Raw genomic sequence first — 13,817 nt, 5'->3', positions numbered from 1 at the left:
GCATATAACGCTCAGCAAACGGGCGCGTTGAAAACGCGTCCCGCGCAGTGAGTGAAACGAACGAAGTAAACTTGGCAAACTTGTTAGCTGTCATTTTCACATGCTGAGTTATTAAAGACCTAAACTCTTCGCGCGCATAGAGCGCGAACACATAGAGATTAATGGCACATTATCGTTAAAACCATAAATCACATATCGCTCGCCAATCTCTATATCAATTTGACATGATGTTCCTTTCATAGGGGATATTTCAACTTCATTAGTTTTAGGTTCGCCTTCTAATATTTTTTCGATCTCCATATATCCTTTATACCCACTGTTTCCATAGCCATCTTCACTAATCTTTTCAGTACTCTTGAGTTCAGCAATGTAAACATAATCGTATTTTTCATTAGGATCATGCGCTATACAGGAGCAAGCGAATAACTCAGATGGAATGCTTAAAATTGCTACTAATATAAAATATTTCATGAGCAGATACTTCGTACAGCTAACGCCAATAACACAGGCGCGGTTTACCGCGTCCGAGCGCTGGAAGCGCGTTTGTGTTTATTCTTGTTAGATGCCAGTTATTTACGTATGACAAGATCACCACCAGAGAATTGTATTTTGCCTTTTTCAAACTCTACTTCAACCCAGTTCTCTGGGTTCGTTGATTCGTTTTCATGGGCAACAACATAACAAAAATTTGGGTTCTCGATTTTAGGCAAGACACTAACCAAAGAGCCGCCGTTAATTCCATGTTTATCACACAGTTCGAGTTGGCTGATAGCGTTTATGACCAAATTTATATTCCCTATGTGTTTCGCCTTTTCTTCGATAGTCTCGAATTCAGAAACACCTTCTAACTCTGATAAGTATTCGGCTAATTTGTCTATTGCAGGATTCATTTTAGTAGTGCATCTAACGCCTAGCGAATGGGCGGCTCGACAGAGCCGTCCATTTCATTTCGCTCCTTGTTATGAATTATTTGAAGCCCGCCTTCGGGGCATTCTGATGAAACGCCTTCTTTTAGTACGACCTTCATCTTTTTGCTAAAACTTAAGTCTCCATAATGCGTATGCTCTGTTTCGTAGCCATTCTTTCTCACACACCAATGCCAAAAATAATACGCGATACCGTGAATATTTAACGATTCAATTCTCCATTCTTTAATTTCTGGAAATTTTAGAAGCCCAGTATTTCTGGTTTTTTTGATCATTCTAAATTCTTCTCTGGGATGAGGATGAGAACTAGCTACAAGGTGTACCTCCGCATTACGAACAGGCTCACCGGCTTCATCAACAACCTCTATTGTGGCTTTAGGTTGGATTCGTTTATTTATGGGATAAGCTAAACATGCGCTTAGAAGAAAACAAAGAACAACCAAACTGACGCACTTACTCATATTCATAACGCCGCGAACATGGGCGCGTGAAACGCGTCCGAGCGAAGCGGCAGTGTTTTGCCTTGTTATATCGTTTTGTCACTCTCAATTTGCGCCCTTCTGTCATTAAGAATTGCTTTGATATAAATGATCGCCCCTATTAAAAAGCAAATAATTCCAAGCAATGTAGAATAAAATAGCCAATAAGTTAGCTTCTTCATTGAGTCATTTAGAACTGCATCCATGTATACAGCGGTTTTACATTTTCCTAAGTAATCTTTCGCAAGCTCTGGAATGCAAACTTCTTCATTTGGCCGTTTACCAATTTTTTCTTCTACCTCATAGATTAGAACTCTAGATTCTTTTCCATAGTCCATAAGAGGAATTCCAATTGATGCTATTGATGCCCCCGCCCCAATAAAGGCAAAAACAGATACTTTAATAAAAAATATTCCTAAGTCTTTCATATTAACCCGCTATCGATATAACGCCTTGCCAAGGGGCACCGCGTCGTATGCGGTGTCCCGCGGAACGACCGCAGGGAGTGGAGTGCACTTTGGAAACTTGTTAGTGATTTAGCCAATTTCTACGTCCTTAATTTGAGGCTCTTCTTCAAAATACTTTTTGAAGAAGAGAAAGCATGGATCATTCTTTGTCATTTTTTCTTTTCCAAATATTACTTCTTTAAACGAACGGGTTTTATCCACTTGGAATATCCAATCGGTATCCATATTGGGATCATCACCTTCTTCAAAATGAGCTATTGATCCAATTAAGTACTGCCTGCCCTTCCAGTTGATATAACAATACCAGCCCCAATCTTCGGTACCGATTTCAGAGAACTCTAGTTCACTACCAAGCTTATCTCGAAGCCAAATTAGCAATGATTGGCCGTAGATAGGGTTTATATCATTTTCATCTTCCTTTGAAGGGTCAAAAAGTGATGTCTTAAAATAAATTGCTTTGTTCATTCAGAACTCTCGTATCACTAACGCCCGCTTAACGGGGCGCGTTGAAAACGCGTCCCGCCCGACCAGCGGGAGGGATATTTAAAGCGCTTGTTAGGCGAATTTAGGTTCATACCATTGCCCCTCATCATTTGAGCCGGGTTGACTAAAAGATATGCCTCCAATTATGTCTTGCATAGTTGAAGGCAAACAACATTGTGGCTCCAATTCATCCCAGCAATAGTACTCACTTTCCGTGGTCGCCCCTTTCTCATGGCCCTCCAGAATCAAAGGTACTCTGTGAACCTTCCACCCGAATAATCTAAACAGTGCTTCTGCGGATGCATCACCTACTCTAAGGTTAGGTTGGTTATACCAATCTCCCCCACTGAGGTGTATGTCTTCGCCTAGTGAGTTAAATTGCTCAGTTGCATTCTTATAATCTATTCCTTCTTTAAATCGAACTACTATTTCGATTAAGGGCACATTAGAGGCCGCTAACTGGTTTAGTAAGGATTCTCCCATGACTTTATGCGCTTAACGCCAAGCAAACGGGCGCGTTGAAAACGCGTCCGAACTGCCGTAGGCAGCGTTTTGGTTCTTGTTAGCTTCTGATTTCATGCAGGACTTCCTTACTGAGACAACCAAACGACTTACCAACGCCATGTAAATGACAAGATGTTTCAATAGATACTTTACCAAAGTTTTCAACATACTCTATGTTCGTTTCACGAACATTAAGGTCAAACTCAAATCCTATGAAATCTTCATCATTTGTGATTAGTATTCCTGAGTATGACATTTGGTATTGTGCTGGACCTCCGTGATATTCAATTAGGAGAGCATTGTCTCTATTAATGCCTTTTTCATTAAGGTATTTCTCTATTGGCTTAGGTAATTTTTCACCGTTGAGCCAGTTCTCAGCACAACAAGAAATTTTATGTTTAAGGACAGCGTTTTGTTGTTGGACGGATTTCTGCCGCTTCCTTTTCAGATACTCGATATCCATCGTGAAGCTAACGCCTCTCAAACGGGCGCGTTGAAAACGCGTCCGAGCCGAAGGCGTTTGTTTTGAGACTTGTTAGCTAGTTTTTCCACGCTCTATCTCTCCTTGCCAAAGACAACCTATTAAAAGTGTATTTGTAGTGTATGGGCATTTTCCATCGCGGGTAAATGACCATTGCCAATCAACCATATCCATATCAGTAGGACATGTTATTGATATATCATTTTCGTAATTTATCTCTAGGTTTTTCTTTGTATCTAATTTTATATCCCGAATCTTTTGTCTGAGACAACAAGACATTATCGTGGATTTAGCGACGTCTCCTTTATCAGCAGTTTTACTAACTACGGGAAAATTCTTTTGATAGAGTTCGTTAAGTAGAGCTTCAACTGGTGAAGCTAGATTTTGCGCCAAAAGCACATATTCACATTCCGAAAATTGAATTGACCACCCAGTCGAACCAACAGAGAAACTGGTAACAAAGTCACCGACAAGATGAGCTTTGATTAAATCGACATCATTCATCTAGCTAACAGCGTATTAGTGTGCATGCGCGTTTACGCGCTAAGAGCGGCCTCAAAAAAGATTCGCAAGCCATTGAATTAGTAAAGTATTTCAAAAATATCTCCTTTTACTTTGGAATGAAAATGAGCATGCTCATTTTTGTCCGAGTCAGCGCACATTAACATTCCCAGCTTCTTTTATAAAGTCTTGTTTATACTGCGTTATTCGGTTTGTGAATGGACAAAAATGCGCGCATAGAGGCGGCAAAGTTAACTAGCCACCGCAGATTCTGCGAAAGTACTGGGTAAACCGGCGCTGTATCAACGTTTCAATTGCGAGAAAAGACTCGCGAATTTTGCCTCTCCATTCACGGCCACACTAGTTGCGATTGAAGCCAAAAATCTTTACGAAGGGGAGGGGTATTTAGCTTTAACGGCCTTAATTGCGTTGAGTCTTTCTACCCGTATTGCCGCTTGGATTTGATCCCCACTTGAATACTTTTTGGCAATCGCACCAGCGTCAACGCTTTTGGCCGCTTGCTGAAAACGGATATACATTTTGGCTTGCGAGTAATCACGGTCTTCAAATCCCGTTCTTCCACGTGCATCGGCTACGCATGCCGTGGCTATTTGTTCTGTGCGATCATCGTCCATGAGGCTACGGGTTTTTTCCAACATTGTTAAAACAGTACTTGCCTTGAGTTCATACATCTTGTGCATGTGCAGGTGATACTCACCCACCGCAAGAGCCAATGACAGATACTTTTTAGGTACTCTTAGTCGTTCGGAGAATTCACGAATGAGCGGCAACCCAGCTTGTTCGTGCCCTCGGTGCGACGGCAAAATGTCCTCAGGCGTCACTCCTTTGCCCAAATCGTGCACCAGTGCCGCGAATCGCACCATAGGATCTTGAGTCAGTTTTGCGGCTTGTTCAACCACCATCAAGGTGTGAATACCCGTGTCTATTTCTGGATGGTAGCTTGCCGTTTGTGGCACTCCAAAAAGCGCGTCAACTTCAGGCATTACTCTTGCAAGAGCACCACAGTCTCTTAGCACTTTAAAAAACAGATGCGGCGACTCAGTCTTAAGTGCCTTAAGTGTTTCAGCCCATACGCGTTCTGGCACCAACGCATCGACTTCGCCTGCGGCCACCATGGACTTCATTAAATCTTGAGTTTCTGGCGCAATTTTAAAATGAAAGCGCGCGGCAAAACGGGCTGCGCGTAATATCCGAACAGGGTCTTCGATGAACGCGTCCGAAACATGGCGTAGTACGCCGCTTTTTAAGTCTGCCTGACCACCAAAAGGATCGATTAAGTTGCCATCATCGTCTTCTGCAATGGCATTGATCGTTAGGTCTCGGCGCTCTAGGTCATCTTCTAAGCTGATGTTCGGAGAAGTAGAAAACGCGAACCCTTGGTAGCCTTTTGCGGTTTTACGTTCGGTTCGAGCCAGTGCGTATTCTTCGCCTGTTTTTTTATTGATAAACACCGGAAAATCTTTTCCTACAGGCTCGTAGCCGAGGCTTACCATGTGATCTGGTGTGGCACCCACCACGACCCAATCTCGATCTAGAATAGGCAGATCCAGCAATCGGTCTCGAACGGCTCCGCCAACAAGATACGTTTTTATTTTCGAACTCAAGCTACACCCTATTTGATGCCGTACTGTGACCGATATGCCATCATTTTAGCGAGGTTCTCTTCTTGGTCGCCCTGCTTTTTCAGGTAGTCAATCAAGTCATTCATTGTGGCGATTGCCACCACCGGCAACCCGAACTCTTCTTCTACCTGTTGAATTGCTGACATTTCGGTAGGTTCGCCGTCCTTCTGGCCAAGCTCTTGTCTATCAAGCGCTAAGAAGACGGCCTTGGGGGTTGCTCCGGCCTGGCTTATCATCTCAAAAGATTCTCGTATCGCCGTGCCCGCTGTGATGACATCATCGATGATGGCAATGTCTCCAACTAGGTCTGCACCAACCATAGTGCCACCTTCGCCATGATCCTTCTTTTCCTTACGATTGAAAGCAAAAGGAACGTCGTCACCCGTGGCTTCAGAGATAGACATGGCCGCGCCGCACGCCAAGGTTATGCCTTTGTAGGCAGGCCCAAAGAGCACATCAAAACCGATGTCGGAATTGATGATACTCTGCGCAAAGAACCGACTGAACTGCAGCATCGTGCCGCCGCTGTTAAACAAGCCTGTGTTAAAAAAGTAGGGGCTAGTTCGGCCAGATTTGAGCGTGAACTCACCAAATCGCAACACACCCGTTTCTAACGCAAATTCGATAAATTTTTCTTGATAAGGCAACATAGTGTTTTCGTCGATGGCGACCTATAGTATTTGATTGTGCGTATGATACTCACAATGTTCTAATGAACAAGGCAAGAAATAGATAATATGACCTGTTTATGAGGCTAACAAAGCGATTCTTTTCAATGGCGTCTGTCTCTTTTTGCTGGCTCGCGGCCATCAGTGCAGCAGAGCCAAAGAGTTTTGGCGACTGGGTTGTCGAGTGCGAACCTAGCTCGGCACTCTGCACCATGTCTCAAGTAGCGATGATGACAGACAGCCGTGAAAGACTGATGCAGGTGGATTTTGTGTTTAGCGAACAAGGCAATGCTCTAAGTACAGACATGATCGTAATCTTACCGCTCGGATCGGCACTGGATATCGACCCAGAACTTTATATCGAAAGCTCATTAATTGGACCACTACAAGCTCGCTATTGCTTAATCGATGGCTGTTATTATTTTAAAACCGTAGACCGCGCTCTACTAGAACGCTTTTTGAGAATGCACTCGGGCTACGTTAAAATTCATAGCCGCATGGGTGAAAGCCTAAACGTGCCTATTTCTGGCAAGGGCTCACGAGCCGCTTTCAATTTTCATTATGAAGGTTTCTAATTGAGCCCCGCATTACACGCTCAGGTGCACGCTGTCGTAGGCTCACCTAACTATAACCAATACGATTAAGCTTCGTATTTACTGCATGAAGAAACAATGAAAGTAGCATCAATTAATGTAAATGGTATCCGCGCCGCCGCCCGTAAAGGGATGTTCGAGTGGCTCAAGACATTGGACGCAGACGTAATCTGCTTGCAGGAGTTAAAAGCACAGCCGGATCAAATCGAAGGTGAACCATTTCATCCGGAGGGCTACCACACGTATTTTCATTCGGCCGAGAAAAAGGGCTACAGCGGCGTTGGCATTTACTGTAAGCAAAAACCCGACCGCGTTCAAATAGGGTTGGGCGAAGGCTTCGAAGATGTTGATTTTGAAGGTCGTTATTTGCAGGTGGATTTTGGCAATCTAAGTGTTGCTTCTCTCTATATGCCATCTGGATCCAGCAAAGAAGAACGCCAAGCGTTTAAGATAGACATGATGGGCCGATTTGAGAAAACGTTGACCGAACTCGCTCAATCTGGTCGACAAGGCATTATTTGCGGAGACTGGAATATATGCCACAAGAAACGCGACATAAAAAACTGGCGTGGCAACCAAAAGAATTCTGGCTTTTTACCCGAGGAACGACAATGGATGGATTGGTTGTTTGGCGACGCGGAACCAGAAACTGAAGGCGGCCGCGGCGGTAACGCCGGTTTAGTCGACGCGTTTCGAATTATCAATGATCAAGACGACGAATACACGTGGTGGTCTAATCGTGGGCAGGCGTGGGCAAACAACACGGGCTGGCGTATTGACTATCATGTAATTACCGAAAACTTAAGAGACAAAGTGATTGCTGGGTCTGACCTAATCTACAAGGAGGAACGATTCTCTGACCATGCTCCGCTGGTAATTGAATACGATATTTAGAGAAATACCGAAACGGGCTTAATAGATTGTCACACGGGACCAATGTCATAAATAGCTTGCTATAGTTTCCGCCCACACTTCTTGCGGGCACGCCATCCAAGCAACAACATACAAAATAGAATCGCACCATGACCAACATTGAAGACGCCAACACCGCTGAGGTTAAGTGGTGGCAAGAAAAGCCCGTGTGGGTCATGCTATTTTTGGGGTTCTCGGCAGGAGTACCCATTCTGCTCATCTTTGGCACTCTGTCTTTGTGGTTACGAGAAGCTGGTGTTAGCCGATCAACGGCCACATTTTTTTCTTGGGCTATTTTGGGGTATTCGTTTAAATTTATTTGGGCTCCACTGATAGACCAACTACCCATCCCGGTATTAACCAAAATGCTTGGTCGGCGTCGCAGTTGGATTCTGTTTTCACAAATGACCGTCATTAGTTCCATTACGTTAATGGCCTTCACCGACCCTAAGACCAATCTTACGGCCATGGCAATAGCGGCGGTCTGTCTTGGCTTTGCCTCTGCCACGCAAGACATCGTTATTGATGCTTATCGAATCGAATCAGCGCCCCCACGCCTGCAAGCGATGTTGGCGACCACGTACATCACCGGCTACCGGATAGGCATGATGATGGCTGGCGCGGTGGCATTATCCTTGGCAGAAGGGTTCGGCAGTACGGCAGATTCCTACAGCTATCTGGCTTGGCAAAAGACTTACCTGATTGTTGCTGCGACCATGCTCATTGGTGTGCTCACCACCTTATTCATCCGTGAGCCGACTATTACAGCCAAGAAAAAAAACTACGCCAACCGAGATTACTTTAGCTTTATTGGTACGTTTATTGTTTCCATTGCGGCCTTTGCGGGGATTTTATGGCTAAGCCCCAAAGCGCCTGAGCTCTTTTCAGGCGGCACCCAATCTCTGTTTAAATTTATCTACAATACCGTCATCTTGTTTACGGGGCTTGGCACCGCCTATGCAATGGCACTGTTATCTTCGAAACGTGGGCTAATCAACCAACGCATGGTTGACGAAAGCTACATTCAACCCGTGCAGGACTTCTTTAGTCGTTACGGTAAGCTCGCGGTATGGATGCTGATGCTGATATTGTTTTATCGAATTTCCGATATTGTGCTGGGGGTGATCGCTAACGTTTTTTATCAAGATATGGGGTACAGCAAAACTCAGATTGGCGCGCTTTCAAAAGCCTTTGGTCTCGTTGTCTCTATTTTCGGAAGTTTTATAAGCGGTATCGTAGCGCTTAGAATTGGAGTGTTGAAAACGCTGCAAGGCGCAGCCGTGTTTGTGGTTGCTACCAACTTACTGTTTTGCTGGCTAACCTTAGTGGGCCAGGATCACACCAATATTAATCTAACTCTGCCGTTCTATGGAACGGTCAACTTCCCTCTGGAACTTGCCGTTGTCATCACCTTCGACAACCTCGCTCAAGGTTTTTCCACCGTGGCATTTATAGCGTGGATGTCCAGCCTAACGAACATTTCTTTCACGGCGACCCAATACGCCATTTTTAGCTCGATCATGACACTGTTTCCAAAAATTGTCGGTGGCTATTCTGGGACTCTTGTGGATACCTTTGGTTACACTCAATTTTTCCTTTTTGCCAGTGCCATTGGCATCCCAGTTATCTTTCTAATTCACTTTCTAAAAGGGCAGTTAGAATACAGCGACAATCAATCCAAATAGAGTATGAAGCTAAATTTCGACAACCGTTTCACTGAAGAGCTGCCAGCCGACAGTCAAACCACCAATCAGCGACGCCAAGTTAACAACGCCTGTTTTTCGTATGTTGCTCCAACGCCGGTAAGCGGCCCAAAGATCGTTAGCGTTTCGGCAGAGGCTGGTCAGCTTATAGGCTTGTCTGATGCCGACCACGCAAGCACGCCGTTTTTGGAAGCCTTTAGTGGAAACAAATTACTCGACGGAATGAAGCCATACGCCATGTGTTACGGCGGGCACCAGTTTGGCAATTGGGCGGGCCAACTCGGTGATGGCCGAGCCATCAACCTCGGCGAAGTTGTCAATGAGAACCGCGCACGCTGGGCTTTACAGCTTAAAGGCGCTGGGCCTACCCCGTACTCAAGAACAGCCGATGGCTTAGCGGTTTTACGCTCTTCAGTAAGAGAGTACATCTGCAGTGAAGCCATGCACCACTTAGGCGTACCAACAACGCGTGCATTAAGCCTAATGACGACGGGTGAACAGGTAATGCGAGACATGCTCTATGATGGCAACGCCGCTTACGAGCCCGGTGCCGTCGTGTGTCGTATGGCACCGAGCTTTATCCGTTTTGGCAGCTTTCAAATTTTTGCATCGCGCAACGAATTAGACGAACTTCGCGCGCTCACCCAATACACTATTCGTCACTATTACCCCGAATTACTAGAGCAATATCCTGCGGATGAATCAGGGTACACAAAAGACTGCATCGTCGCATTCTTTTCTAAAGTATGTGATCTCACGGTCACCATGATCGTTGATTGGATGCGAGTGGGTTTTGTGCACGGCGTGATGAACACCGACAATATGTCAATCCACGGTTTAACCATAGATTACGGCCCTTACGGCTGGTTAGACGACTACAACCCAGACTGGACTCCGAATACAACCGACGCTAACCAAGCCCGCTACCGCTTCGGTGATCAAGCGAATATCGCATTGTGGAATTGCTACCAGCTTGCGAATGCACTCTATCCTCTTATTGAGGAAACCGAACAGCTTGAGCAAATACTCACGGATTTTCAATCCAGCTACTCTGAGCAATGGCAACGGATGATGGCCACTAAGCTAGGTTTGAATGAGGTTATGGCCGGTGATTCCGAACTGCTTAAGCAGCTTGAAAGTCTGCTTGTTGCTACGGAAACTGACATGACTCGGTTTTACCGTGCATTGGCCCACGAAAATTTAGATTACGATCACTTCTGTCGGCATGGCGTTTTCTATCAATCCGAACACAGTTCGGAATACAAATCACAACTGGAAGCTTGGCTAACAACCTACCAAACTCGCACGGACGGCTGTTCCTCGTCAAACGAAACTCGGTTTGCGCTCATGAATAGCGTTAATCCTAAATACGTATTCCGAAACTATTTAGCACAACAAGCCATTGATAAATCGGAGAACGGTGACCATTCTATGGTCAATGAGCTGTTGAACGTATTGCGCAAGCCTTACGACGAACAGCCAGAATTCGAAGTCTATGCACAAAAACGCCCTGAATGGGCGCGCACCAAAGTTGGCTGTTCAATGTTATCCTGCTCATCGTAATAAACGACTACATAAACAAATTATTCTTATGAACGCATCAAATTTAAAAACGGTTGTTATTACCGTCTTCGCCGAAGATCGCCCTGGAATCGTCAGAAGCCTGTCAGATACAGCACTTAAGCACAACGCGAGTTGGCAAGAGAGCAGCCTGTCTCGGCTGTGCGGTCAATTTACTGGCATCGTTCACTTTGAAGTCACCGAAGATAAACGAGACTCACTATCCGCCGCGCTTGCAAACTTAAGCGAGGAAGGCATCAACATCACCGTACATCACGATGCCAGGATCAAGAGCGACGATGATGAAGTGAATGCCCTGTATATCATGGTCGAAGCCAACGACCGTCCAGGCATTGTCCAAGAAATAACCCAAGCCTTAGCTGAAAATAACGTAAACGTTGACAACATAGACACCGAAGTCAGTAGCGCATCGATGGCCGGCTACATGCTGTTCAAAGCACACCTTTCATTGGCCATGCCCGACGACATGAGTGAATCAAACTTGGAAGAAATATTAGAGGACGTATCGGATGACCTGATGGTCTCCGTGCTTGAAGAGTAAGCCAACCAACGAAATCAGGTCATTACTGCGATCGTCTAATAGTGATCTAGTGGGTCTATATCCAAATTCCATCGGACCGATGAGGCTGCTTTTTTAGCCTCTTTGTCTGTCGCTATGTAGTGTAACCAATTCGATAACATGGCGTTTAGAGAAGAGCGTTGCGAAGACATAAACAATAGTTGAGCACGAAACCGGCCTGCTTTTCTCTCCATGGGAGCTGGCACCGCATCCATCACGATGACACCATCTTGTTGACCACAATCAGATTTAGCTCTGCGCAAAAATTGTAAGGCTTTCGCTTGATGCGTTGATTCGGCCCTAAGTAAGGCAAAATACCCAAACGGTGGAAAGCCCACTGATTTGCGTTCAGCAAGCAGGTTATCCGCAAACCCATCAAAGTCATGTTGCTTAATATAGTCAAAAAATGGGTGTTCGGGAAATCTCGATTGAATGTACACTCGCCCGACGTCCTGACGGCGACCGGCCCGACCCGAAACTTGAAGAACTTGCTGAAACAAAGTTTCAGTAGCTCGATAGTCTGTGCTGTACAGACCGTGATCACACTCTAATATTCCAACCATGCCAACGTTAGGGAAGTCATGGCCCTTAGTAATCAATTGGGTACCTAAGATAATGTCGACTTCGCTGTTTCTGGCTTTCTCTAGCACGGCCGTTAATGCACCCTTGCGTTGGGTATTATCACGATCAATACGTTGAACTCTTGCCTCAGGAAAACGCGTGGCCAATGCCGATTCAACTCGTTGCGTGCCATCCCCAACCTCAAGCATCGAATCTTTGGTGTGGCAACTACGGCAATCATTAAGCAACCGCCCCTCATAACCACAATGGTGGCAACGAAGTCGATTAGCACGCTGATGCACAGTAAGGTTACTATCACAACGATGACATTTAGCCGCTTGTTTGCATTCTCCACAATAATGAACGGGAGCATACCCACGCCGGTTTAAGAACAGCATGACCTGTTTACCGGTTGATAACGTATGTTCAACCGCCTCGGTCATGGCAGGGCAAAGTCCGTCAATAACCGGCTGCGTGTTTAAATCAAACAGTTCAATTTTTGGCAGAGCCACATCACTGGCTCGTTTTGTTAATCGTAGGTGTAAATACCTTCCTGCCTTTGCATTGGCGTAGGTCTCCATTGACGGAGTCGCCGAGCCCAGCACTATTGGCACGTTTGCTTGCTTTGCCCGGTACACGGCCAAATCCCGCGCCTGATAACGAACGCTGTCTTGTTGTTTAAACGACCCATCGTGCTCTTCGTCCACCACAATGAGTCCCAGTTTGGGAATCTGTGTAAAGACCGCCGAACGAGTTCCAAGCACAATTTTTGCATGCCCCTGACTCGCGTGCCACCAAGCTGTGTGTCGTTCAGTATCATTAAGGCCTGAATGCAATACGGTCATCGGTTGCTCAAAACGTCGCTGTATTCGCTCAAGCAATTGCGGTGTGAGGCCAATTTCAGGCACAAGCACTAAAACCGTTTTACCCTTTGCCAACGTTTTTCCAATGATGTCAAAGTAGACTTCGGTTTTCCCGCTTCCAGTCACACCGTGCAATAGTGAACAAGAAAACTCTTCGGCGTTCATCAAGTCTGTCAATGCTTCGGTCGCGACACTCTGTTCATTGGTTAACGTAACGCTACTTTTCTCACAAATATCAGAGCCCAATAAAATAGGCTCTTGAGTAAACTCTTCTAACCAACCTTTATCAACAAGACTCTTAACTGGTGAATGCCAATTGCCAGACTCTTGTTTAAACTCTTTAGAACTGAGTGTGCTTTGCTTCATGAAACGGCGAACTATTGCTAGCTGCAAGGGTGCTCTATTTAACTCGTCTACCGCCGAACTACGACCGTGCTCTGAAAGTCTCCAGACTCTTTCGGACGAAGGCGTTAACTCATTGCCTTTTCTAAGAGAAACCGGCAAGGCCGATTCCAAAACCTCGCCTATCGGCGCCAAGTAATAACGAGAAAGCCACAGCAAACTATTCCAGAGAGCATCGTCAAAGAGAGGTGGGTCCCTGAACAATTCAACGATTGGCTTAAGCCTACTCAACGGAAAATCAGACTCGGTTTTCACCTCTACAATGACACCGATCAATGTCCGGTTTGCAAACGACACCTTAACGCGCGTTCTTGCCGCCACATTCACCTCCCCCCCAGGCGAGTCTGACATGGGCGGATCGAGCAAACTTTTAGGCACCAAAAAGTCAAACGTTTGCCTAAGAGGGACAGGAACTGCCACCGAAACTATCAGGTCTTTATGCGGACGGTTTTCCTGCAAACTCATGTTTTATGCGGCTTTAGCGGAGTCAA

The 13,817-nt window shown here is 45.6% G+C and carries 16 protein-coding genes; 5 read left to right on the top strand and 11 right to left on the bottom strand.

Annotated elements, in window-relative coordinates:
- Positions 1 to 111: 111 nt before the first annotated feature.
- From ABWW54_RS04010 to pyrE, 10 genes are all read right to left on the bottom strand, one after another.
- Entirely contained in the window at positions 112 to 471 is a 360-nt protein-coding gene (locus tag ABWW54_RS04010; protein WP_353410350.1) for a hypothetical protein, read from the bottom strand.
- A gap of 98 nt (positions 472 to 569) precedes the next feature.
- On the bottom strand, positions 570 to 890 hold the full coding sequence (locus tag ABWW54_RS04005; protein WP_353410348.1) for a hypothetical protein: 321 nt from the start codon (positions 888 to 890) through the stop codon (positions 570 to 572).
- A gap of 20 nt (positions 891 to 910) precedes the next feature.
- Complete coding sequence (locus tag ABWW54_RS04000; RefSeq protein ID WP_353410345.1) at positions 911 to 1,393, bottom strand: carboxypeptidase regulatory-like domain-containing protein; 483 nt, start codon at positions 1,391 to 1,393, stop codon at positions 911 to 913.
- Between the two features lie 59 nt (positions 1,394 to 1,452).
- Positions 1,453 to 1,833 carry a hypothetical protein gene (locus ABWW54_RS03995; protein ID WP_353410343.1) on the bottom strand — a complete coding sequence of 127 codons (381 nt, stop codon included), beginning with the start codon at positions 1,831 to 1,833 and terminating at the stop codon, positions 1,453 to 1,455.
- A gap of 108 nt (positions 1,834 to 1,941) precedes the next feature.
- Entirely contained in the window at positions 1,942 to 2,337 is a 396-nt protein-coding gene (locus tag ABWW54_RS03990) for a hypothetical protein (protein WP_353410340.1), read from the bottom strand.
- 90 nt (positions 2,338 to 2,427) lie between these two features.
- Complete coding sequence (locus ABWW54_RS03985) at positions 2,428 to 2,838, bottom strand: hypothetical protein (protein WP_353410338.1); 411 nt, start codon at positions 2,836 to 2,838, stop codon at positions 2,428 to 2,430.
- A 79-nt stretch (positions 2,839 to 2,917) separates the two neighbouring features.
- Positions 2,918 to 3,322, bottom strand: coding sequence for a hypothetical protein (locus tag ABWW54_RS03980; protein ID WP_353410336.1), 405 nt, complete (start codon positions 3,320 to 3,322; stop codon positions 2,918 to 2,920).
- A gap of 72 nt (positions 3,323 to 3,394) precedes the next feature.
- Positions 3,395 to 3,844, bottom strand: coding sequence for a hypothetical protein (locus ABWW54_RS03975; protein WP_353410334.1), 450 nt, complete (start codon positions 3,842 to 3,844; stop codon positions 3,395 to 3,397).
- Positions 3,845 to 4,227: 383 nt separating this feature from the next.
- Positions 4,228 to 5,454 (bottom strand): multifunctional CCA addition/repair protein, encoded by a 1,227-nt coding sequence (locus tag ABWW54_RS03970; protein WP_353410396.1) that lies wholly within the window; start codon positions 5,452 to 5,454, stop codon positions 4,228 to 4,230.
- Positions 5,455 to 5,474: 20 nt separating this feature from the next.
- Positions 5,475 to 6,134 (bottom strand): orotate phosphoribosyltransferase, encoded by a 660-nt coding sequence (gene pyrE / locus ABWW54_RS03965; RefSeq protein ID WP_353410332.1) that lies wholly within the window; start codon positions 6,132 to 6,134, stop codon positions 5,475 to 5,477.
- 98 nt (positions 6,135 to 6,232) lie between these two features.
- On the opposite strand from pyrE, the gene ABWW54_RS03960 reads away from it, so the two are divergent.
- The 5 genes from ABWW54_RS03960 (at position 6,233) to ABWW54_RS03940 (ending at position 11,482) form a co-directional block, all read left to right on the top strand.
- Positions 6,233 to 6,727 (top strand): invasion associated locus B family protein, encoded by a 495-nt coding sequence (locus ABWW54_RS03960; protein WP_353410330.1) that lies wholly within the window; start codon positions 6,233 to 6,235, stop codon positions 6,725 to 6,727.
- A gap of 96 nt (positions 6,728 to 6,823) precedes the next feature.
- Positions 6,824 to 7,639, top strand: a complete 816-nt coding sequence (locus ABWW54_RS03955; RefSeq protein WP_353410328.1) for an exodeoxyribonuclease III — start codon at positions 6,824 to 6,826, stop codon at positions 7,637 to 7,639.
- A gap of 128 nt (positions 7,640 to 7,767) precedes the next feature.
- Positions 7,768 to 9,342 carry an AmpG family muropeptide MFS transporter gene (locus ABWW54_RS03950; RefSeq protein WP_353410326.1) on the top strand — a complete coding sequence of 525 codons (1,575 nt, stop codon included), beginning with the start codon at positions 7,768 to 7,770 and terminating at the stop codon, positions 9,340 to 9,342.
- Between the two features lie 3 nt (positions 9,343 to 9,345).
- Entirely contained in the window at positions 9,346 to 10,923 is a 1,578-nt protein-coding gene (locus ABWW54_RS03945) for a protein adenylyltransferase SelO (protein WP_353410324.1), read from the top strand.
- Positions 10,924 to 10,951: 28 nt separating this feature from the next.
- Positions 10,952 to 11,482 carry a glycine cleavage system transcriptional repressor gene (locus ABWW54_RS03940; RefSeq protein WP_353410322.1) on the top strand — a complete coding sequence of 177 codons (531 nt, stop codon included), beginning with the start codon at positions 10,952 to 10,954 and terminating at the stop codon, positions 11,480 to 11,482.
- A gap of 35 nt (positions 11,483 to 11,517) precedes the next feature.
- Here the strand turns inward: ABWW54_RS03940 and ABWW54_RS03935 are convergent, their stop codons facing one another.
- Entirely contained in the window at positions 11,518 to 13,791 is a 2,274-nt protein-coding gene (locus ABWW54_RS03935; RefSeq protein WP_353410320.1) for a primosomal protein N', read from the bottom strand.
- Between the last annotated feature and the right edge of the window lie 26 nt (positions 13,792 to 13,817).

Origin of the sequence: Arenicella sp. 4NH20-0111, from assembly GCF_040366405.1 — a bacterium.
In the GTDB taxonomy this organism is placed as follows: domain Bacteria; phylum Pseudomonadota; class Gammaproteobacteria; order Arenicellales; family Arenicellaceae; genus Arenicella.
The sequence above is the reverse complement of the archived record's forward strand: the minus strand, read 5'-3'. Positions and strand labels throughout refer to the sequence as shown.